The sequence below is a fragment of the Pseudomonas sp. ICMP 460 genome (assembly GCF_002723595.1).
GTDB lineage: Bacteria > Pseudomonadota > Gammaproteobacteria > Pseudomonadales > Pseudomonadaceae > Aquipseudomonas > Aquipseudomonas kitaguniensis.
Map to the genome: position 1 here is coordinate 165,223 of NZ_LKBR01000024.1, position 19,797 is coordinate 185,019.

The window sequence follows — 19,797 nt, forward strand, 5'->3', positions numbered from 1 at the left end:
GCTGAATAGTCAATGACGGATGCGTCTGGGCGCCTGAATGCCCGGATGGACTGTGACTGTCGGTTTTCAGTACGTCACTTTCAAGGCAGGCCCCACTGCCACTTAACTCTTTTGGCCATTGGCCAGAGTGGAAGGTATTTATGTCTCGCGTTCTTGCTGAAAATTCTCACTCGCCGCACATCGACGTCGATGCACACGCCACCAGCGGCACAACGCAGTCGGCCGTGATTGCCAAGCGCGCAGCCATGGCGTCAGCCACCGGCACCGCCGTTGAATACTATGAGTTCAGTATCTACGGCTATATGGCGACCATCATCGCGCCTTTGTTCTTTCCCGGTGACAACCCCGCCGCCGCCCTCCTCGCCACGTTGGCGGTGTTCGGTATCGCCTTTGTCATCCGCCCGATAGGCGGCGTGCTGCTCGGCCGCCTTGCCGATCGTATCGGTCGACGTCGGGTGCTGCTCAGCACCGTGATCGGGATGGGCACCGCAACCGCACTGATTGGCGTGTTGCCCACCACCGCTCAAGTCGGCCTGGCCGCGCCAATCCTGCTGGTGCTGTTGCGCTTGTCACAAGGCTTCTTCGCCGGTGGCGAGGTGGTAGGCGCTGCGGCGTTTGTGGCGGAATCTTCGCCCAACGGCAGACGCGGGTTCTTCGGCTCATTCACTCCGCTGGGCGTTGCCGTCGGTGGCGCAACCGGGGCGATTGTCTGCGGTATCACCACCGGGCTGCTCAGTGCCGAGCAATTGCAGGCATGGGGCTGGCGTATCCCGTTCTTCCTGTCCATCCCGCTGGTGATGTTCTCGTTTTACATGCGGCACAACGTTGAAGAAACGCCGGAATTCAAAGCCTTCCTGCAGAAGGAAAAACCACCGCTGGCGCCGGTCAAAGAGGTATTCAGCAAAAACCTGCCGGCGCTGCTGCGGGTCATCGTATTCGCGTCTGCGCAGAATGCGGGGTACTTCATCGGGATGGTGTTCATGAACATCTACCTCACGACCTACCTGCACTTCGACAAATCCAAAGTCTACTGGGTGATTGCAGTGATCAGCCTGTGCATGGCGGCGATGATGCCCTTTTGGGGTGGTTTGTCAGACCGTATCGGTCGCAGGAAGGCGCTGAGTATCGGCTTCCTGGGTTACGCGATTCTGGTGATTCCCATGATGATCCTGATGGACAGCGGCAGCCTGTGGATCGCCGCACTGGCGATGTTTGTCGCCACGTTACCCATGCCGATTGTGCAATCGGTGGGCTACCCCACTTACGCCGAGCAATTTCCGACACGGGTGCGCTATACGGCGATGGCGATCAGCATCAACCTGGGCGCAATTCTGGGGGGCGGCATCACCCCTTACGTCGTCACCTCGATTATCACCAAGACCGGCAATTTGTTGGTACCGGGCTATTTCATGGCGGGTGCTGCGGTGTGCGCCTTGTTCGCGATTCTCACGCTGCGCGAAACGTCCAAGGGCAACCTGCTTAGATAGTTCGAAGGAGAATCCAGAAAAACAAGGCAAAACCGCTGGCGCTGTAAATCTCAGGCAAAAAAAAGCCACTCTATTGAGTGGCTTTTTATTAATGCTTGGAGCGGGAAACGAGACTCGAACTCGCGACCCCGACCTTGGCAAGGTCGTGCTCTACCAACTGAGCTATTCCCGCGTCTTGGTGGTGCGCATTCTATAGAATCCTCAGCACCCGTCAACCCCTTGATTCAAAAAAGTTTATTTCTTTTCAACGGTGGTGCGCAGGTGAGGCCAGGCAGCGCGCAAATACTGGAGCATCGACCACAGGGTCAGGCCGGCGGCGATCAGCAGCAAGGCGTAGCCCACCAGCACCCAGAAGGTGAAGTGCGGCGGATTGGCCAGCAATATCACCAGCGCGAGCATCTGCGCGGCGGTTTTCCACTTACCCATGTTGGAGACAGCGACATGGGCGCGGGCACCAATTTCGGCCATCCATTCACGCAAGGCCGAGACCACGATTTCGCGGCCGATAATCACCGCAGCCGGCAGCGTCAGCCACAGGTTGGCGTGTTCCTGCACCAGCAGGACCAGGGCGACGGCCACCATGAGTTTGTCGGCCACAGGGTCCAGGAACGCGCCAAACGGTGTGCTCTGCTCCAGGCGGCGCGCCAGGTAGCCGTCGAGCCAGTCGGTTGCGGCCGCAAAGGCAAACACGGAACTTGAAGCCAAGTGGCTCCATTCGTACGGCAAATAGAACAACAGAATGAAAATGGGAATGAGCAGGACGCGTAGAACGGTGATCAGATTAGGGATATTCATCGGCACAACTGGCTACGAGGTGGAAAGGCATTCTATTCGCTGTGCAGATTGGCATAAATCAATTCAGCGAGCTTTTTACTGATACCGGGTGCTTTGGCTATTTCGTCAATGCTGGCACGGGATAGCTCCTGCAAGCCACCAAAATGTTTAAGCAAGTCGCGACGTCGCGTCGGCCCAACGCCCGCCACCCCTTCCAGGGTTGAGGTTCGCCGGGTTTTACCACGGCGCGCGCGGTGCCCGGTAATCGCAAAACGGTGGGCTTCGTCACGAATCTGTTGAATCAGGTGCAGCGCGGGTGAGTCGCCCTTCAACGTGAACTCATGGGCCGCATCATTCAAGTACAACGTTTCAAAACCGGCCTTGCGCGTGGCCCCCTTGGCCACGCCGAGCAGGATCAAGTCGGGCACCGCCAGCTCGTTGAGCACGTCACGGGCCATCGACAACTGACCCTTGCCGCCGTCCACCAGCAGAATATCCGGCAGCTTGCCCTCGCCGTCCTTCAGCCTGCTGAAGCGGCGTGTGAGCGCCTGGTGCATGGCGGCATAGTCATCGCCTGCGGTGATACCTTCGATGTTGTAGCGCCGGTAATCGGATTTGATCGGCCCTTCCGGCCCAAACACCACGCAGGACGCCACCGTGGCCTCGCCGCTGGAGTGGCTGATGTCATAGCACTCAAGGCGCTGGGGGGGCTCGTCCAGGTTGAGCACTTCGGCCAAGGCATCGAAGCGCGCAGCCACGTGCTGTCGATTAGCCAGGCGCGCGCTCAGGGCCTGCTCGGCGTTGGTCACCGCCAGTTGCTGCCAGCGGGCGCGAGTGCCGCGTACACGGTGGCTGATGTCCAGCTCGCGACCCCGCAGCTCGTGGATGGCCTCGATCAGTGTGGGGAAGTCTTCATGCACCACGTTGACGATCAGCTCCGAGGGCAAATCGCGCTCGGGGCTGCTGACGTAGTATTGGCCGAGGAAGGCCGCCATGACTTCGGCCACCTCCTCGTCGATACCGGTCTGCGGGAAAAAGTTCTTGCTGCCCAGCACTCGCCCGCCACGCACGCTGATCAGGTGCACGCAGGCACCGCCGGGGTTGACGAAAGCGGCGATCACATCGACGTCACCGGTGCCGCCTTCCATGCTCTGCTGGTCCTGAACACGGCGCAGCAACGAGATCTGGTCGCGCAATTCAGCCGCCCGCTCGAAATCCAGGGTGCCGGCGGCGTGTTCCATGGCAGTGGAGAGCTCATCGGTGAGGGCGTTGCTGCGCCCCTCAAGAAACATCACCGAATGGCGCACATCCTCGGCGTACTCCGCCGGTTCAACCAGGCCGACACACGGCGCCTTGCACCGCTTGATCTGGTACTGCAGGCACGGCCGCGTGCGGTTCTTGTAGAAGCTGTCTTCGCACTGGCGCACAAAAAAAGTCTTTTGCAGCAGGCTCAAACTTTCGCGAATCGCGCCGGCGCTCGGGTATGGGCCAAAATATTTGCCTTTCTGCTTCTTCGCGCCACGGTGGATGCTGAGGCGCGGGAAGTTACCGTCGGATAAAAACACGTAGGGGTAGGATTTATCGTCGCGCAGCAGGATGTTGTAAGGCGGCCGCCATTCCTTGATCAGCGTTTGCTCAAGCAGCAACGCCTCGGTCTCGTTGGCGGTGATGGTGGTTTCGACTTGGGCAATACGCGCTACCAAGGCAGCGGTTTTCGGCGCGAGACCGGTCTTGCGAAAGTAGCTCGCCAGACGGCTTTTCAGGTTCTTGGCTTTGCCGACATAAAGCAGGCGCGCCTCGCTATCGAACATGCGGTAAACGCCGGGGCGACCACTGCAGGTTGAGAGAAAGGCACTTGGATCAAACGGTGTGGTCATGTCAGGCGCTGGCATCCACCATGCCGTGGCGCACCGCGAGCAAGGTCAGTTCAACATCACTGCTGATCGCCAGTTTCTCGAAAATGCGATAGCGGTAGGTGTTCACGGTTTTTGGCGACAGGCACAGTTTGTCGGAGATCGCCTGAACCTTCTGGCAACCGACGATCATCAGGGCGATCTGGATTTCCCGCTCCGACAACACATCAAACGGTGAGTCGCTGGTGGGCTGGAAGGATTTGATCGCCAACTGCTGGGCAATTTGCGGGCTGATATAACGCTGGCCGGCAAACACCAGGCGAATGGCTTGCACCATCTCCGACAGGCCTGCACCCTTGGTCAGATAACCCGCCGCCCCCGCCTGCAACAGACGAGTGGGAAACGGGTCCTCCTCGCACACGGTAACCACCACGACTTTGATGTCGGGATGGCTGCGCAACAATTTAGTCGTGGCACCAAGACCGCCAATCCCGGGCATCTTGACGTCCATCAACACCACATCGGGCTTCAACTCTCGGGCCTTGATCAGGGATTCCTCCCCCGACTCGGCCTGGCCGACTACTTGCAGGCCATCGATGTCAGCCAGCATTCGTGTAATGCCTGTACGAACGAGATCATGGTCATCGACTACTAGCACCCTAATCAAGCAGACACCTCGCGATATGGTCTTATAGGTTGCTGAACACCTTAGCAAAAAACCAAGGCACAGACCTAGCTGCAAGTGTCATATATATAGAGTTTGCGCGCTATATAAGGCTCTGCCGATCAGCAATCTGCCCATTATGCTGAACAAAAGGTCAGCTTTGCGAAAATACCGGCTTGAGTTTTCCTGACTGCGCTGCCGAATGTTCCGCCAACGTGGTGGTCAAACGACGTATCGCGTCTTGGTCTTCCTTGAACATGGCGCGGTAGTTTTCAAGGATTTTTTCTTCGAGCGAGCTCAGGTTTTCCAATTGTATCGGCGTCGGGCTCCCCGTCAGCACGTATAGGACATCGACACCACGCTCAGCCACGCGTGATAAATAATCAGCCTTGGGCGCACGACCACCGCTCTCATATTTCCCTTGGGCATTGGCTTCAACGCCACCCACTTCACCAAAATTTTTCTGCGACATACCGAGCCGTTCTCTTTCCTGCCTTAAACGCGAACCGATTCCACTCATTTGGATGTATGATCCTATTTGGCACACCTCAAGAGGTGACACACTCATCTCGTTTTAAACAAACTTGAACGGTTTTGAACTATGCCCGGTATTCGCACTGCTGCACAAGCTAAGGCTTGGCTGGAACATCAAGGCAAGTCAGTTCAAGCGTTCGCCCGTGAGCACGGAGTAGACCCTGCTACAACGTATCAAGTGCTCGCTGGGCGCAAAAAGGGACGGCGCGGGGAAGCCCACAAGGTGGCGGTCCTGTTGGGCATGAAAGAAGGGATTATCGTGGACGAGCCTATCGCTCAATACCGCGACCCGGATGTAATTGCCTGACAGCAGTATGCGCTTATTCGTACAGCGTGCCCGTTTTAGTCTGATGGCGTCGCGCGACACTCACGCTCCATGCGCCAGAAGCAATAATCCTCCCCCACAACGCTCAACCCCTGGCGTAGATACAGCGCTTTAGCCGGGTTGGTCTTGAATACGGTCAAGCGTAAAAGGCCCAGGCCTTGCGCCCGCGCCTTGAGCACCATCTGCTCCAGCACCCAGCTGCCTGCGCCTTGCTTGCGGCAACGCTCGAGCAGGTGCAGTTCGCGAATAAACAGCGCCCTGCTGTCGCGACTCAGGCTGATAAAACCCATCACGCTGTCATCCCTGCAAATCAGCCAGTTCTCACGCCCCGCCCAATCGAGGTCAAAGCCATTTTCGGACCACAACAAATCGTACTCCAAGTAGTAGCGGCTCATGGACTCATGCGCGAGCGTGCGTGCGAATGGCAAGTCCTGGTGGGTCGCCGCGCGCAGGTGAAAGGTCATTTGAACGCTACCACTTGACCGGCCCATTGACCCGCTTCGCGGCGGGCGATCACAAGCGCGTCGCCGACACCCGCGGCGGCGGCGAGCAAACGGCCATCGGCGGCCCAGATGGCACTGCGACCTGCGCAGGCCCAGCCACCCGATGGGCCGCCATGATTGGCCATCAGCACCAGCAAGCCGTGTTCAGCGGCATAGCCTTGAAGCAGCGCGCTGTCCGCTGCGTAGCCATCTGTGCTGATCAACACACCGGCGGCGTAAACAGTGGCGCCAGCCTCGGCCGCCTGACGGGGATGGCTGGCAGCCGAAAAATCTGCACACACCGCCAATGCAATACGCTCACCCGCACATTCGAAGACCGCACCACCCTGCCCTGCCACAAACGCCGCTTCCTCACCGGGGTGCAAATGCTGCTTGGTGTAGACCGCCAGCGAACCGTCCGCGCCCAAAACCAGTGCGCCGATCAACACACCCGGCTCGGGTGCCAAACGGATCGGCATGCCCACCACCGCGGTCAACCGCAACTGTTGCGCCATCGCGCGCAGCGGCGCCAGCAGCGCGTCGCCGGGCGCAATCGCCAATCCGGCGGCCAACGCCGGTTCATACCCGGTCAATGACAGCTCCGGAAAAACCAGCCATTGCACGCCATGTTCGGCAGCAGCCTGCATAACCGCCAGGTGGCGCTGGATATTGGCCGGCACGTCGCCTGCGATGGAACAGGTTTGAGCGGCAGCAAGGGTCAAGGCACTCATGGTTGCGTTCCAGTCATCTTTATCAAGTGCGACCAGCATATCGGCACTCACCCATAGCCGTCAGTACAACTGCACAATAGAAATTGCTGATTGAAACCACCCGCACACGCGTTGTAAACTCGGGGAAATTCGGAGACATAACATGTTGAAGTTCACCCACATTCAGGCTTGCCCTACTGCCAGCGTTTCGCGCTCGGTGTCGGCTGCCCGCGTGAGCGGTGTGAGCGCACGTACCAGCTTTTATTTTGGGTATTGGTTTAGCCACTGGCGCGCCTGATACCTGAAATCGGCGCCCACTACTCAAGGGGTCGCCTACCAGAGAAATCTAACCCCCGGTCGGCTCCCCGACCGGGGGTTTTGTTTTTTCAGGCCCCGTACATTTTGAACAACACTTAAAGGAGTTACGACATGAACTACGCCACCTATTACCGCTACGACACTTGCACTGCATGGCGATTTAGCAAGCTCCGTTCGGGACAGCCTGCCGCCTCCGATCGGTCACCTCTTGGTGGCAAGCCAACCTGCGTAGCCAATCCGGCCAATTGTCGAACACCCCAGTAGGGCAGAGCGTGCGGGAACAGCCCGCCGCTTGCCCAGGAAGCCTTGAATATGAATTCCTCCGCCGCCGCTTTGCCACGCTCTACCATCAACAGCGCCCTGACTTGCGCCAATGAAGCCCTGACCCAGCGCCTGCCCAGTGCGCTTGAGCTTAAGCACCAGTTGCCGCTCAGCCCGTTCCTCGTTGAGCAGATAAACGCCCATCGCCAAGCCGTGCGAGCCATCCTTGAAGGTGAAGACTCCCGCTTGCTGCTGATTGTCGGCCCGTGCTCGATACACGACCCGGAATCGGCCATGGAATACGCGCGCAAGCTGAAGAAGTTAGCGCTGGAAGTCAGCGACCAGATGCTGCTGGTGATCCGCGCCTACGTCGAAAAACCACGCACCACTGTCGGCTGGAAAGGCCTGGCCTACGACCCGCACCTGGATGGCAGCGATGACATGGCCGCAGGCCTCAACCTGTCGCGCCAGTTGATGCGCGAAATGCTGCGCCTGGGCCTGCCGGTCGCCACCGAGTTGCTGCAACCGATGGCCGCCGGCTACTTCGATGACCTGCTGAGTTGGGTGGCCATCGGCGCACGCACCACCGAGTCGCAAATTCACCGCGAAATGGCCAGCGGCTTGGGCATACCGGTCGGTTTCAAGAACGGCACCGACGGCGGCGTCGCCATTGCCTGCGACGCGATGCGCTCAGCGGCGCACCCGCACCGCCATTTCGGCGTCGACAGCCAGGGCCATCCTGCAATCATCCAGACCCCGGGCAACCCCGACACGCACCTCGTGCTGCGCGGCGGCCACCGTGGGCCAAATTACGATGCGCAGAGCGTGGCGCAGGTGAAACTCGACCTGGCCAAGGCCAAGGTCACGGCGCGGATGATGGTCGATTGCAGCCATGCCAACAGCGGCAAAGACCCGCTGCGTCAACCGGCGGTGTTCAACGAGGTGCTGGAACAACGCCTGCAAGGTGACACGGCGTTGATCGGCATGATGCTCGAAAGTCATTTGTTCGAAGGTTGCCAGCCCTTGAGCCCGTCAATGAAGTACGGCGTGTCAGTGACCGATGGTTGCCTGGGCTGGGACGCCACCGAGCAACTGTTGCGCAGCGCCGCCGAACGCCTGCGGGCACAGCGTCAAACCGACTGAACGCATGCAGGCACGGCTTGCCCGTGCCTGCATGTGTGCCGGCTGATCAAAAGTCATTGTCGGGTTTGGGGGTTTTTCAGAAGGAACCATGGGCATCGCCTGACCAACCCCAAGGGCATCGCACCGAAGTGGGATTAAACCCCGGTTGCCGGCCGGCTGGATAACTCGCGCAGCCAGGGCAATACTCGCAAACCAAGGGCGGCCTTGGGCGGGTCGACGATGTCCATGAAGTGTTCCAGGTTGATGTTGTCGGGTGCGCCAGGCAGGCGTACCAGCACGGCCGAGGTTGCCTCGGCCAATCTTCCGAGGTTCTGGTGGTGGTAAACCAGCATATGCCGAGCCTTGGGCCGTGGCCCGTTGAAGTCGGCCAGCAACCCCGCGTTGATGATCAGCACGTCAAAGGGCTCGGCCGGGATGGCCGTGAGTATTTGCACTTCTTCAAAGGTTTGCACCGGGACAATCCGGTGATAGCCCAATTGGTTGAGCATTTTCTCGATGTGCAGCCGTTGCAGGTGCTGTTCATCGGCAATCAGGAGGGTCAGTGCTTTATTCGGCATGGCAAAAAACCTGGGCGGGCTGGGCTCGTCAGTGAGCACCGCCCATTCTCCAGACATAGCGCGAAGACAAAATCAGCCTTGTTCCCCCTTCGCGTAGGAGTTATCCCAAAACCACCGAATGACCCGTCACAGCGCTCAACGCTGATTGCAAAACATGCTCAGGCGCTGATGCAGCTCATCCATCGCCGCCTCAATCGCTTCAATCGCCGCGCCCAGCGCATTGCGGTCCTGGCGTTGACAGACACCCTCAAGCGTTTCGGAACAGGCGATCAGCCGCTGCGCCTTGACCATGCGCGCCCCGCCCTTGGCGCGGTGAGCGAGGTCATGCAGCGGGTGAAAATGGTGCTGGCGCTGCAGTTCCGGCAGAAGCGCACAGTCCGCCTGAAGGCTCTCGATCAGCGGCATCAACAGCTCTTTCAGCGCGGCATGATCGTCCCCCGTTAACGAGATTAACGTGCTCAGATCAAACCCCACCTCGGTTTCAGACGCACAAAGACGGTTCGTCAGCGAGGCCAGGGCCGAGCGCAAGTCCTCAAGCCCCGCAGGTTTGAACAGGCAACCATCCATGCCGGCTTGCCGACAACGCTCGGCTTCTTCCGGCTGCGCATTCGCGGTAAAGCCCAGCAGCAGGCAGGGCACCAGCCCTTGCTCGCGCTCCTGTGCACGAATGTCACGCGCCAGGGTGTAGCCGTCTTTGAGGGGCATGTTGCAATCGGTGATCACCACGTCCGGGTTCCTGGTTTTCCAGCACTCAAGCCCCTGGACACCCTCCTCGGCGGTGATGATCCGATGCCCCAGAAAGCTCAACTGCCGGGCCAGCAGCAAGCGATTGGCCGGGTAGTCATCCACCACCAGAATGTCCAATACACGGGCCGCCTGAACGACCGGCACGGGCAACAAAACCTCAGCCGGCAAGGCAGCGGTCCTGGCCAATGCCAGTGTCACGTCCACCCGTGTGCCCTGCCCAAGTGCACTGCTCAATTGCAACGTGCCCTCCATCATTTCACACAGGTTACGGCTGATAACCAGGCCTAATCCCGAGCCGCTACGGGCCGATTGCTCGGTATTGCTGCCCTGGATAAACGGGTTGAACAGGCGCTGCTGGTCTTCGGCACTGATGCCGATGCCGGTGTCTTCCACCCATAACCTGAGGTTCAGCCATTCGGTGTCTGATGCCGGTGAACTGCGCGCGCCCAACCGCACCTGGCCGTGGTGCGCGAACTTGATGGCATTGCTCAGCAGGTTGGACACCACTTGCTTGAACCGCATGGGGTCGGCCAGTACCGGGCAATCAATCAGCGGGTCAAGTTCTACCAGCAACGCCAAGCCCTTGGCACGCGCCAGCCCTTCGAACACCCGCGCCACCGACATCAGCAGTTCATGCAGGTTGGCCGGTTCCAGCGCAAGGGACAGATGGCCGGACTCGATGCGGGCAATATCAAGAATATCGCCAATCAATTCCAGCATGCCGTGCGACGCAACCGAAGCGACCTCCAGGGCATCGCGGTCTGCGCGGCCCTGCTCGGCGTTCGCAAGGGCCAGTTCGATCATGCCGATCACCGCATTCATCGGCGTGCGGATCTCGTGACTCATGGTCGCCAGGAACGTGGTCTTGGCACGATTGGCGGCGTCGGCTTCCTCCTTGGCTTCCTGCAACTGGCCCAACAGGCGCTGGCGCTCGCTCACGTCCACCCAACCGGCAATCATGCCCACGACATTTTCATCGCCATCACGGTACGGCAGCATCCATTGATAAATGGTCAACACCTTGCCCGCGGGCAGCCTGAGTACCCGATCATGAATCTGCGGCTCGCCACGCTCCATCAACCGCAGATAATCTTCATGAAAAGACTGCGCCTGCGGCGGGTTACCGGTGTCGGTCTGGATCACCGTCTTACCGATGACCTCTTCCAGCCTGAAGCCAAACACATCCAGATAAGCGCTGTTGCAGGCCATTAACCGCCCTTGGCGATCACGCACGTAAATCGGATGAGGCGTGCCGTCGATCAATACGCCCATAAAGCGCATCTGGTCGCTCAAGGCACGTTCGGCCTGGGAACGCTTGCGTATCAGGCTGCGCAAATAAATGGCCCACCCCAGCAGCAGCAACAGCAACAGCGCCGCCAGGCCAAAGCCTTGAATGATCGCGGTACGATGACGCAGCCAATGGTCTTCGATGACCACATCAGTGCGCCATTGGCTGATCAGCTCGTCCATTTCATGCGGGGGGATGCTCAGCAGCGCCTTGTCCAGTATCGAGTACAACTCCAACTGACCACGGTTCACGCCAAACGTCATGCGCGCAGGCTCGGAGCCAACCGTGCTGGTCACTCGCAGGTTGCCACGGTACTGAAGGGCGATAAGGTAGCGCGCATTGATCAATGAATTGACGGCGCCATCGGCGGTGCCGGCGGCCACCATGGCCATGGCTTCTGTCGGGTTTCTGGCCTGTACAAAAGTGATACCGGGGTAATCGCGGTTGATCACCTCACGCAGCGCATTGCCACTGGCCAGCGCGAGGCGTTTTCCAACCATGTCTTCCAGGGTCATCGTAGCGGGATCGTCGTTGCGCGTCACCAGCACAACCGGGTTGGTCAGGTAGGGCCGGCTGAAGCGCACCTGATCGGAGCCCTCGATACTTGGGGTCACCACCGCCAGCATGTCGGCCCTGCCGGAGCTGACCACGCCAATTTGATCGAACATCGAGCCGCCCGCGACCACATCGAACTTCAAACCGGTACGCAAGCTGATCCGCGACAAAACGTCGGCGCTCAGCCCCTCTAACTGCCCATTTGCAGTAAAGGATGCCAACGGCAGCATCTGGTCGGACGCTACCACCCTGACGCGCGGATGCTTCTCCAGCCAACGCTGCTCGCTCGTGCTCAAGTGCAGCCGCGTCGTTCCCAAAAGGCCCAGGTTGTCACCGCTCCAACGGCGCAGTATTTCCATCTGCTCGTTCGCTGCGATGGCTCTCAGCGCTGTGTTGACGATGCGCAGCAGCCGGGGGTTTTCCCTGGAAAGAGCGAAGGCGAAAGAGTTGGATTCCAGCGTGGAAAAATCCGCCATCTGCACGTTGTTCAGATGGTTACGGTTGATCTGGTAATTGGCGGTAATAGCGTCGCCGAGGTAGACATCGGCGTGACCGAAGGCCACAGCGCCAATGGCTTCAAAAATAGACGGGAACAGTTCCAGCTGCGCCTTGGGGTAAAAGGCCTTCACGACCTCGGGCTGCATGTAGTGATAGAGCATCGCCACCCGCTTGCCTGCCAAATCCACGCCAAGGGACTGGCCGTCGCCGGTACGGGTTACCAGCACCGGTTGATCGTTGGCATAGGAGCGCGAGAGCACTAACTGCGGGTCGCCCGCCTCAAAGCCGTTGGCCGACCCCAGCAGGTCAATTGCGCCCTGCTTGAGCGCCTCAATAACCTCATCACGGGTAGCGTAGCGCCGAACTTCAACGGTGATGTTCAGCGCCTGGGAGAGCAGCCCCGCATAATCGGCCGTGATGCCTTCAAGCTCATCGTTATTATTGGTCAGTTCGAACGGCCCGTAATCGGGAGCCGAAACCCCCAGCAACAGCGTGCGACGCTCGCGCAGCCAATGCCAGTCCGGCTCCCCCAGCACCACCGATGGGCCAATACCATCGAAACTTGAGTGCCCCAACAAACGCAGCGCTTGAGGCTCGTCAAGCGCGCTCGCCCGCATCGGCATCAGGCCCATCAACAGGGCAATGATCAACCGTAGAATGTGGGCCGGGGTCATGTGGCGTCAGATCAAACAATTACGATTGGCGAATTTGGCCATATGTACAACGGACGACATGCGCAGTTTCTCTTTGAGCCGCGTCTTGTAAGTGCTGATGGTTTTGTGGCTCAAGAGCATTTGCTCGGCGATCTGGTTATTGCCCAAACCCAGGGCGAGCATGCGTAATACCTCCACTTCACGATCCGAAAGCGATTCCACCAGTTGCAGCTCAGTGGACTGCAAGTCGTCACGGCGCACCGAACTGCTCGGCAAGCTGGGGAAGCAACTGTAGTTGGACATCACCGCCTTGATAGCTTTTTGCAGCTCGTCCAACTCGCCAGTCTTGGCCACAAAACCCATGGCACCTGCGCGCATGCAGCGCGCAGAAAAAAACTCCGCAAGGGACGCCGTCAGTACCAGCATCTTGCACGGCAGGCCCAAAGCCTTGACCCGACTGATGACTTCTAGCCCGCCAAGTTTGGGGATCGACAAGTCTAGAATGATCAAATCCGGGCGCCCTTCTCTGGCCTTTTGCACGGCATCCGCGCCGTTACCGGCCTCATCGATGTCAGTAAAACCTTCCTGTTTGAGCAGGAAGCGAACGGTTTGCCGAATAAACGGATGATCATCGACTATTAGCGCTTTATTCATAAAACACCCCTGAGGCCTGGTAACCTGACACATCACTCGGGACACAGGTACCTGTGAGAAATGACAGTGCCGACCAGCGGCACTGCCCCTACTCAGGCCGATAGCCAGGCTGGGCCTGGTCCCTTCGATTAAAAACGTGCGAACACGCACGGTTGTTTTTTGCCGCTGTCCAGCTGCAAGCGCGCAACTTTATCAACCGAACGACGTTTGCTCCGAAGGGATACTCCTAACTACTTGTGGGACTTTTCCTAGCGAGCATGGCCAACCCGGCGCTTGGCCCTGCGCCGCACGAGGGCGGGTTAGTCAGTGGTACTCGGGCTCCAGAACGCCTGCACCACCAGGGACGACATGGCAATACGCGCCACCAGCGCATCCAATTCGTCGCCGTCGACTGAGGTGGCGGCCAGGATGGCCTCGATTTCCACCTCTTCGCTGCCGAACGGACGCACGTCGACGTCGCTGGCCGGGTAGTTGCAGCGCGCAAGCTCGGCTTCCAGCAACACCATCACCGCCTGTTGCTCGCTACGCCGCGCGATGACATAGAGGATGTTGGTGACCTCTGCCGACACCACGTCCAGGGGCTGACGGTTGATGTTATTAACGATCGGCCGCAACAAAGTGTTGGCCGCCAACACAAACAGCGTGCCCAGCAGCGCTTCAAGAATAAGATCGGCGCCGGCACACGCGCCCACCGCCGCAGAGGCCCACAGCGTGGCGGCGGTATTCAGCCCACGCACATTGCCTTCTTCGCGCATGATCACCCCCGCCCCCAAAAAGCCGATGCCCGAGACCACGTACGCGACCACCCGCACTGCGCCTTCCGCCCCGCCCAAGCGGTTGGCCATGTCGACAAAAATCGCCGCGCCTACGGCCACCAGCACATTGGTGCGCAAGCCCGCCGTGCGCTGACGGTACTGGCGCTCAAAACCGATCAAGCCACCGAGGATAAACGCCGCGCTGAGGCTGACCACGGTATCGACCAGCGAGTTGAGGTTGATGTTGTTGATTGCTTGCATAAAAACTCCTGTTGCCACTAAGGCTATGCCGATCTCTGTGCAGCCCGCGTTCCTGCGGCCAGCCGGTTCCGGTGGCGAGCGGGCTTGCCACAGGAGCCGGCTAGCCACAATGCACTGCGGTATGAGAGGGATTCGGGCAGGTGCCAGGACTGGCCGCTGCCGGGATGCCGCTGCTCGCTTATTCAGGCGAGATAACGGCATCGCAACGATGCGCGCTACCTTGCCAAGTATGTGCCGGTTACTGAAACCGGCCGACAACTGCCACTCGAACAAGTACCCATTGAGGATCTGCGCTATTGAAAAAAACGCGCGAAGCTTACCCAGCGTTTACAGGCGAGTAAACCGTACGAAGGTGTCAATTCTGAGCGTGGGAATATTCTTCAGGGCAGGTTCAGGAACCCGCTATGGGTGGGAGGCCCTGCTGCATCAGCGCTTGCGAGATCAAAAGCGCTTTTGTGGGAGTGGGCTGGCTAGCGATGCGGGCACCTCGGACCATCAGGTTGACCGAGTTGAGGCTATCGCAAGCCAGCCCGAACGAGGCGCGTCCAGATCAACATCACAAGCCGAACTCGGTCAACTGTGGGAGCGGGCTTGCTCGCGATTGCGCTGTGTCAGATAAGTATTTTTCAACTGACACACCGCAATCGCGAGCAAGCCCGCTCCCACAAAGGCGCTTTTGATCTGCTTTAACCACTCAGGTCGGCTTTCAGGCCGCCGTGATCTTGATCCGGGAAGCACTCCGTTAAACGATGTTCAGCTGATTGAAAACAAGCACTTCAATCATCGCGCGTCAGTACTTCCAACAACTCAATTTCAAAACGCAAATGGCTGTTGGGCTTGATATGCGCGCCCATCGAGCGCTCGCCGTACGCCAAGTGCGCCGGCACAAACAAGGTGCGCACGCCGCCCACTTGCATGCCCATCAACCCCTGGTCCCAGCCTTTAATCACGCGCCCGGTGCCGATGACACACTGGAACGGCTTGCCGCGTTCCCATGACGAATCGAACACCGTGCCGTCTTCCAGCGTGCCGGTGTATTGGGTGGTGATCAACGCACCTTTGACCACGGTTTTACCATCGCCCAGGCGGATGTCGATGATCTGCAGTTCGTCGTTGCTCATGGTGGTCTCATTGAATGCGCAAAGGCGGGGTTTTCCCTGAATTGGCGGGGTTTGGCAAGTGTAGGAACAGTCTGATCAGCGACATTTCCCTTTAACTTGAAGGACGTTTCCGAGAGAATCCCAACCGCTTGCGCCGCTCAAGTCAGCTGGTTAGTCTGCGTCGGTCACTGCCAATCCAGTGATTCGGGTTTAGTAGCCCACGACGTGATTAGGCGCAAAGCGCCACCTTCCGCAAGGCGCTTTTTTTCGGCCCTGCGTTATGGTGGCCGTGCGTAGGGCACCTTCGGGTGCACCGGTTTCCTAATCGCCGGTCTACTAACCTGCGTGCGGCCGCCACCCCGTTTAGTAGCGAAGGTGTTGGCTCTCTAATATTTGATTAGGAGTTGAACCGATGGACAAACTTGTCCCCGCACCACCCGCATCAGAACCGCACTTCTTCACCACCACTGAAGCGCTCAGCTTCGAAGATGCTCTTGCACACGCCAGCAGCGTGCTACGCTGTGCCGCCGTCGCGGCGCAGACGGCAAGTAATCAACTAGACGGTGACTCACGCACATTGGTGATCTCGGTATTACACCTAGTGGACATGGCCAGCGTGATGGTCGATCGCTCATTGGAGTGCATGCAGCCGCACTAAGTAAAGTGGCAAGCCCGCTTGCCACAAAGGACAGGGACGTCCTTTATAGCCAATGCCAAAACCGACTCCAGAAACCGCGCCCCAAATCATCCTTGCAGCGCGCATATTGCGCCGCATACAGCTGCGAACGCGCCTGTACTTTGCTCGCCACCGGCGGCAGCCAGGCTTTGGCGGCGTAGGTGCGCTGGCGATAGCCGCCCCAGCCTTCGTGGTAGTTCAAGTACTGGCCATAGGCATCGTATTTGTACACGCCGTTGATGCTGTAGGTTTTGTCCATGTACCAGCCGATGAAGTCGATAGCGTCGTCGAAGTCCTGGCGACTGGCGCCGCTGCGGCCGGTGCTTTTGCGGTAATCACTCCACACTTCATCCTTGGCTTGGGCGTAGCCGGCAGCGCTCGAGACACGGCCCCAAGGGATGATCCACAGCAGGTATTTGCGCGGAGCCTTGGCATCCTGATGGAAGCCGGACTCTTGGTACATGATGGCTAACGGCAGTTGGATCGGCACGCCCCAGCGCTTTTGCGTGACTTTGGCGGCGTCGTACCAGTCGTCTTTTTCGCGGAAGATGCCGCAGAGATCATTCGGCGTGCTGGGTGGCGAGGTGCCGCACGCTGCGAGCAGAGAGGTGAGTACTAACAGTCCAACGGCTTTGCCTGCGTTCAAGGGGCACCTTTGCGTGATACGCGTAAAATGCAGGCATTTTACGCGTTCAGTGCGGCAGGTGCTGAAAGGAAAAGCGGCATTCCTGCCGCTTTTCACTTTTATCAAGCCAATGGCACGCGACGGTTAGTCAGTGCGATACGACCGACAAAGAAGCTCAATGCAGCGCCCAGCAACAGCATTGCCAGGGTGCTCCATGCGGCGCGGGACAGTTGCTTGGCAGCGACTTCACCGGCTTCACGGGCTTTTTGCTCGGCCTGTTTTTTCAGCTCATCAACTTTCTGCATGGCTTGCTGGTAAGCCTGGGCATAGTTGTCAACGATCTGAGTCGCCTCGGCTTTGCTCTTGCCGGTGCGGGCAGCCACGATGTTCACCAGTGCTTCTTTGTCTGCTGCGTTCAGCGCCGGCTCACCGGACGCTTTAACGCGTTCGAACCACTGCTTCAACTGGTCACCGGCCTGCGCAGGGTTGGTGGCGGCGTCGTTGGCTGATTGCTTGCCATCGGCGGCGGCCTGGTCAGCTTTTTGCTCGACGTTGGCCGGGTCCAGCTCAGGCTTGCCGCTTTGCTTGAGCAGCGTGTCCAGCTCGCCTTGCAGGCTGTTCCAATCCAACTGGATGCCTTGCGCGTTCAACTGTTGTTTGACGCTGTCACCAATCCCCGGCGCTGCAGCAGCGATGCCGCTGCCTGCGGCCGAGAGGCCTTTGCCAACCACATTACCAGCCGTGCCGACCACGCTGGCAGCCAGCCCGGCCAGCAACCACGTGGTGAGCAAGGTGGTGACGGTCCAGGTCAGTACGCCGTGCAGGCCGCCGCGATCCGGTGCTGTACGGCCGGCGACGAATGCACCCGCCGCAATGGCCACCAGCGTGGACACGAACAACCAAATACCGGCACCGGTGCCGAAGCCGCTGAGCGGGTTACCCGCTTCCATCGGGTCAACGGCGCTGGCGCCGATAGCCGTACCCAGAACACTGAGCACCAGGTAGGTCACCAGCGCAATTGCACTACCGGCTAATACCGAGCTCCACGACACACGAAACAGCGAGCGATTGGTTTCATAGACAGTGGTCATACAAGAGGTCCTTCACAAGTTATAGGAGCAAGGCAATGTGCCTTGATTGTGTGAGTATGGCGAAAGGACATACGTTCAATCCTGGCCCAAATGCACCACCTGGCCTGATACATTTGCACCTCTTGCTGCGCCTTTTGCTGCAGCTCTTGCTGCGCCTATCCCCGAACTTCCCTCTGCGCATTTTCTTCGCACTATCTTCAACCCCGAATGTCGTAGCGTTATGCGCTGTTTACCGGGAGAAAGCATGAACCAGGATGTCCTCGCGAAAGAAACCAACCGACGCCAATTGCAACAGATCATCTCCGGTCTTTCCGACGGTGTGATGCTGGCCGAGCTGGACCAGACCCTGCTATGGGCCAACGAAGCCGCACTGAGGATGCACGGTGTCAGCGAAATCAATGCGCTTGGCGCCAATACCGAGGACTATGCCCAGCGCTTCGCCTTGCGCTACCGCAACAACCACCCGCTGGCGCTGGAAAATTACCCGCTGAGCCGTGTCGCAGCCGGTGAAGAATTCAGCGACGTGGTGGTAGAAGTCACGCCCACTGCCGGTGCGCAGCGCAGTTGGGTGCACCGCCTGCGCAGCCTGGTGCTGACCGACGCGCACGGCGAACCGGAGCTGTTGGTGCTGATCCTCAGCGACGCCACAGAGTGGGCCAGCGCCGAGCAACGCTTCGAAAAAACCTTCAACGCCAACCCCGCACCGGCGGTGATTTGCCGCCTCAGCGACCTGCGTTACATCAAGGTCAACCAGGGTTTTCTGGAGATGACCGGTTACAACCGCGATCAGGTCATCGGCCGCTCGGTGTATGAACTGGATGTGCTGGAACAGGCCGAGCGCAAGGACCTGGCCATCGAGCGCTTGGGCGAAGGGGCAACCATCCCGCAGATGCAAGCCGAGCTGCGCCTGCCCAAAGGCGGCAGCAAACTGGTGATCGTCGCCGGCCAGCCGTTGGACATGAACGAGGAAGACTGCATGCTGTTTTCCTTCACCGACCTGGAGCCACGGCGCAAGGCGGAAATTGCCCTGCGCCAAAGTGAAGAACGCTTCGCCAAGTCCTTTCGCCTGACGCCGGTGCCGACCCTGGTGTGCAGCGCCGCCAACCGGCAGGTGGTGGACATCAACGAAGCGTTCATGAACATCACCGGCTATACCAGCGAGGAACTCATCGGCAAGGCTATCGAAGAGATCAATTTTATCGACAGCCCGCAGGCCGGCGCGCAACTGTTCGCCACCCTGGAAAAAGCCGGCAACCTCGAGGGTCACGACCTCAAGGTGCGCAAAAAAGGCAGCGAGGTGATCGACTGCGTGCTCTCCGCCGACACCGTGGTTATTCAAGATGTGCCCTGCTACCTGCTGGTGCTGATGAACATTACCGAGCGCAAACGCTCGGAGCTGGAACTGGTGGCTGCCATCGAAGAAGTGATGCAGGACGCTTCGTGGTTCAGCCAAACCCTGATCGAGAAGCTGGCCAACGCCAAGAGCGTCAACAGCCCCAACTTGCCGAACGTGGCGTTCACCGACTTGACTGCGCGTGAGCGTGATGTGCTGGGCTTGATCTGCGAAGGCCTGGCCGACAAAGAGATTGCTTCGCGCCTGAAACTTGCGCCCAACACAGTGCGTAATCACGTGGCCACGGTGTACTCCAAGTTGGGGGTGCACAGCCGCAGTGCAGCAATGGTATGGGCGCGCGAACGCGGTTTGTTTGCGGGCGAATTGCGCGTCAAAAACAAGAAATAGAGTGCAAATGCACTAGTGCGACCAGTGCAAATTCGCCTTATTGCC

General features: G+C 59.1%; 18 protein-coding genes and 1 tRNA gene. 5 read left to right on the forward strand and 14 right to left on the reverse strand.

Annotation, left to right across the window (positions count from 1 at the left end; translation table 11 throughout):
- Nucleotides 1–140 precede the first annotated feature (140 nt).
- A complete protein-coding gene (locus AO240_RS17465; protein WP_099237781.1) occupies nucleotides 141–1,487 on the forward strand; it encodes an MFS transporter in 1,347 nt (448 codons plus the stop codon).
- A gap of 96 nt (nucleotides 1,488–1,583) precedes the next feature.
- On the opposite strand, the gene AO240_RS17470 is transcribed toward AO240_RS17465, so the two are convergent.
- The 5 genes from AO240_RS17470 to AO240_RS17490 form a co-directional block, all read right to left on the reverse strand.
- Nucleotides 1,584–1,659: transfer RNA gene (locus AO240_RS17470), tRNA-Gly, on the reverse strand.
- Between the two features lie 62 nt (nucleotides 1,660–1,721).
- The gene (gene pgsA / locus AO240_RS17475) at nucleotides 1,722–2,282 is read right to left on the reverse strand and encodes a CDP-diacylglycerol--glycerol-3-phosphate 3-phosphatidyltransferase (protein ID WP_058414945.1); all 561 of its coding nucleotides are present in this window, start codon (nucleotides 2,280–2,282) and stop codon (nucleotides 1,722–1,724) included.
- A 32-nt stretch (nucleotides 2,283–2,314) separates the two neighbouring features.
- Nucleotides 2,315–4,138: an excinuclease ABC subunit UvrC gene (uvrC, locus tag AO240_RS17480; protein WP_099237783.1), complete on the reverse strand. Its 1,824-nt coding sequence runs from the start codon at nucleotides 4,136–4,138 to the stop codon at nucleotides 2,315–2,317.
- Between the two features lies 1 nt (nucleotide 4,139).
- A complete protein-coding gene (gene uvrY, locus AO240_RS17485) occupies nucleotides 4,140–4,781 on the reverse strand; it encodes a UvrY/SirA/GacA family response regulator transcription factor (protein ID WP_082649090.1) in 642 nt (213 codons plus the stop codon).
- Nucleotides 4,782–4,932: 151 nt separating this feature from the next.
- Nucleotides 4,933–5,298 (reverse strand): helix-turn-helix domain-containing protein, encoded by a 366-nt coding sequence (locus tag AO240_RS17490; protein ID WP_099237784.1) that lies wholly within the window; start codon nucleotides 5,296–5,298, stop codon nucleotides 4,933–4,935.
- An 81-nt stretch (nucleotides 5,299–5,379) separates the two neighbouring features.
- Here AO240_RS17490 and AO240_RS17495 point away from each other — a divergent pair, with 81 nt between their 5' ends.
- Nucleotides 5,380–5,619: a DNA-binding protein gene (locus AO240_RS17495; RefSeq protein WP_099237786.1), complete on the forward strand. Its 240-nt coding sequence runs from the start codon at nucleotides 5,380–5,382 to the stop codon at nucleotides 5,617–5,619.
- A 35-nt stretch (nucleotides 5,620–5,654) separates the two neighbouring features.
- Here the strand turns inward: AO240_RS17495 and AO240_RS17500 are convergent, their stop codons facing one another.
- Together AO240_RS17500 and AO240_RS17505 are read right to left on the reverse strand one after the other, a co-directional pair.
- Nucleotides 5,655–6,101 (reverse strand): GNAT family N-acetyltransferase, encoded by a 447-nt coding sequence (locus AO240_RS17500; protein ID WP_099237788.1) that lies wholly within the window; start codon nucleotides 6,099–6,101, stop codon nucleotides 5,655–5,657.
- Nucleotides 6,098–6,850, reverse strand: a complete 753-nt coding sequence (locus tag AO240_RS17505) for a carbon-nitrogen hydrolase family protein (protein ID WP_099237790.1) — start codon at nucleotides 6,848–6,850, stop codon at nucleotides 6,098–6,100. Before AO240_RS17505 ends, AO240_RS17500 begins: the two co-directional genes overlap by 4 nt.
- Nucleotides 6,851–7,459: 609 nt before the next feature.
- On the opposite strand from AO240_RS17505, the gene AO240_RS17510 reads away from it, so the two are divergent.
- The gene (locus AO240_RS17510) at nucleotides 7,460–8,551 is read left to right on the forward strand and encodes a 3-deoxy-7-phosphoheptulonate synthase (protein WP_099237792.1); all 1,092 of its coding nucleotides are present in this window, start codon (nucleotides 7,460–7,462) and stop codon (nucleotides 8,549–8,551) included.
- 134 nt (nucleotides 8,552–8,685) lie between these two features.
- Here the strand turns inward: AO240_RS17510 and AO240_RS17515 are convergent, their stop codons facing one another.
- The 5 genes from AO240_RS17515 to AO240_RS17535 form a co-directional block, all read right to left on the reverse strand.
- Complete coding sequence (locus tag AO240_RS17515) at nucleotides 8,686–9,108, reverse strand: chemotaxis protein CheY (protein WP_099237977.1); 423 nt, start codon at nucleotides 9,106–9,108, stop codon at nucleotides 8,686–8,688.
- A 135-nt stretch (nucleotides 9,109–9,243) separates the two neighbouring features.
- Complete coding sequence (locus tag AO240_RS17520; RefSeq protein WP_099237794.1) at nucleotides 9,244–12,870, reverse strand: transporter substrate-binding domain-containing protein; 3,627 nt, start codon at nucleotides 12,868–12,870, stop codon at nucleotides 9,244–9,246.
- A 6-nt stretch (nucleotides 12,871–12,876) separates the two neighbouring features.
- The gene (locus tag AO240_RS17525) at nucleotides 12,877–13,503 is read right to left on the reverse strand and encodes a response regulator transcription factor (RefSeq protein WP_099237795.1); all 627 of its coding nucleotides are present in this window, start codon (nucleotides 13,501–13,503) and stop codon (nucleotides 12,877–12,879) included.
- Nucleotides 13,504–13,802: 299 nt separating this feature from the next.
- Nucleotides 13,803–14,519, reverse strand: a complete 717-nt coding sequence (locus AO240_RS17530) for an MgtC/SapB family protein (RefSeq protein ID WP_099237797.1) — start codon at nucleotides 14,517–14,519, stop codon at nucleotides 13,803–13,805.
- A 776-nt stretch (nucleotides 14,520–15,295) separates the two neighbouring features.
- Nucleotides 15,296–15,640, reverse strand: a complete 345-nt coding sequence (locus tag AO240_RS17535) for an FKBP-type peptidyl-prolyl cis-trans isomerase (protein WP_099237799.1) — start codon at nucleotides 15,638–15,640, stop codon at nucleotides 15,296–15,298.
- A 391-nt stretch (nucleotides 15,641–16,031) separates the two neighbouring features.
- On the opposite strand from AO240_RS17535, the gene AO240_RS17540 reads away from it, so the two are divergent.
- Nucleotides 16,032–16,277 carry a DUF6124 family protein gene (locus AO240_RS17540; RefSeq protein WP_099237801.1) on the forward strand — a complete coding sequence of 82 codons (246 nt, stop codon included), beginning with the start codon at nucleotides 16,032–16,034 and terminating at the stop codon, nucleotides 16,275–16,277.
- Nucleotides 16,278–16,320: 43 nt separating this feature from the next.
- Here AO240_RS17540 and AO240_RS17545 read toward each other — a convergent pair whose 3' ends face one another.
- Together AO240_RS17545 and AO240_RS17550 are read right to left on the reverse strand one after the other, a co-directional pair.
- A complete protein-coding gene (locus AO240_RS17545; RefSeq protein ID WP_099237803.1) occupies nucleotides 16,321–16,941 on the reverse strand; it encodes a hypothetical protein in 621 nt (206 codons plus the stop codon).
- Nucleotides 16,942–17,042: 101 nt separating this feature from the next.
- A complete protein-coding gene (locus AO240_RS17550) occupies nucleotides 17,043–18,011 on the reverse strand; it encodes a hypothetical protein (RefSeq protein ID WP_099237805.1) in 969 nt (322 codons plus the stop codon).
- Nucleotides 18,012–18,255: 244 nt separating this feature from the next.
- Here AO240_RS17550 and AO240_RS17555 point away from each other — a divergent pair, with 244 nt between their 5' ends.
- Nucleotides 18,256–19,752: a PAS domain S-box protein gene (locus tag AO240_RS17555; protein WP_099237807.1), complete on the forward strand. Its 1,497-nt coding sequence runs from the start codon at nucleotides 18,256–18,258 to the stop codon at nucleotides 19,750–19,752.
- Nucleotides 19,753–19,797: the final 45 nt, after the last annotated feature.

Excerpts from the sequence above, each read along its gene's own strand:
- AO240_RS17465 (WP_099237781.1), top strand. The coding sequence starts at position 141 with ATGTCTCGCGTTCTTGCTGAAAATTCTCACTCGCCGCACATCGACGTC.
- pgsA (WP_058414945.1), bottom strand. The coding sequence starts at position 2,282 with ATGAATATCCCTAATCTGATCACCGTTCTACGCGTCCTGCTCATTCCC.
- uvrC (WP_099237783.1), bottom strand. The coding sequence starts at position 4,138 with ATGACCACACCGTTTGATCCAAGTGCCTTTCTCTCAACCTGCAGTGGT.
- AO240_RS17490 (WP_099237784.1), bottom strand. The coding sequence starts at position 5,298 with ATGAGTGGAATCGGTTCGCGTTTAAGGCAGGAAAGAGAACGGCTCGGT.
- AO240_RS17495 (WP_099237786.1), top strand. The coding sequence starts at position 5,380 with ATGCCCGGTATTCGCACTGCTGCACAAGCTAAGGCTTGGCTGGAACAT.
- AO240_RS17500 (WP_099237788.1), bottom strand. The coding sequence starts at position 6,101 with ATGACCTTTCACCTGCGCGCGGCGACCCACCAGGACTTGCCATTCGCA.
- AO240_RS17505 (WP_099237790.1), bottom strand. The coding sequence starts at position 6,850 with ATGAGTGCCTTGACCCTTGCTGCCGCTCAAACCTGTTCCATCGCAGGC.
- AO240_RS17510 (WP_099237792.1), top strand. The coding sequence starts at position 7,460 with ATGAATTCCTCCGCCGCCGCTTTGCCACGCTCTACCATCAACAGCGCC.
- AO240_RS17515 (WP_099237977.1), bottom strand. The coding sequence starts at position 9,108 with ATGCCGAATAAAGCACTGACCCTCCTGATTGCCGATGAACAGCACCTG.
- AO240_RS17520 (WP_099237794.1), bottom strand. The coding sequence starts at position 12,870 with ATGACCCCGGCCCACATTCTACGGTTGATCATTGCCCTGTTGATGGGC.
- AO240_RS17525 (WP_099237795.1), bottom strand. The coding sequence starts at position 13,503 with ATGAATAAAGCGCTAATAGTCGATGATCATCCGTTTATTCGGCAAACC.
- AO240_RS17530 (WP_099237797.1), bottom strand. The coding sequence starts at position 14,519 with ATGCAAGCAATCAACAACATCAACCTCAACTCGCTGGTCGATACCGTG.
- AO240_RS17535 (WP_099237799.1), bottom strand. The coding sequence starts at position 15,640 with ATGAGCAACGACGAACTGCAGATCATCGACATCCGCCTGGGCGATGGT.
- AO240_RS17540 (WP_099237801.1), top strand. The coding sequence starts at position 16,032 with ATGGACAAACTTGTCCCCGCACCACCCGCATCAGAACCGCACTTCTTC.
- AO240_RS17550 (WP_099237805.1), bottom strand. The coding sequence starts at position 18,011 with ATGACCACTGTCTATGAAACCAATCGCTCGCTGTTTCGTGTGTCGTGG.
- AO240_RS17555 (WP_099237807.1), top strand. The coding sequence starts at position 18,256 with ATGAACCAGGATGTCCTCGCGAAAGAAACCAACCGACGCCAATTGCAA.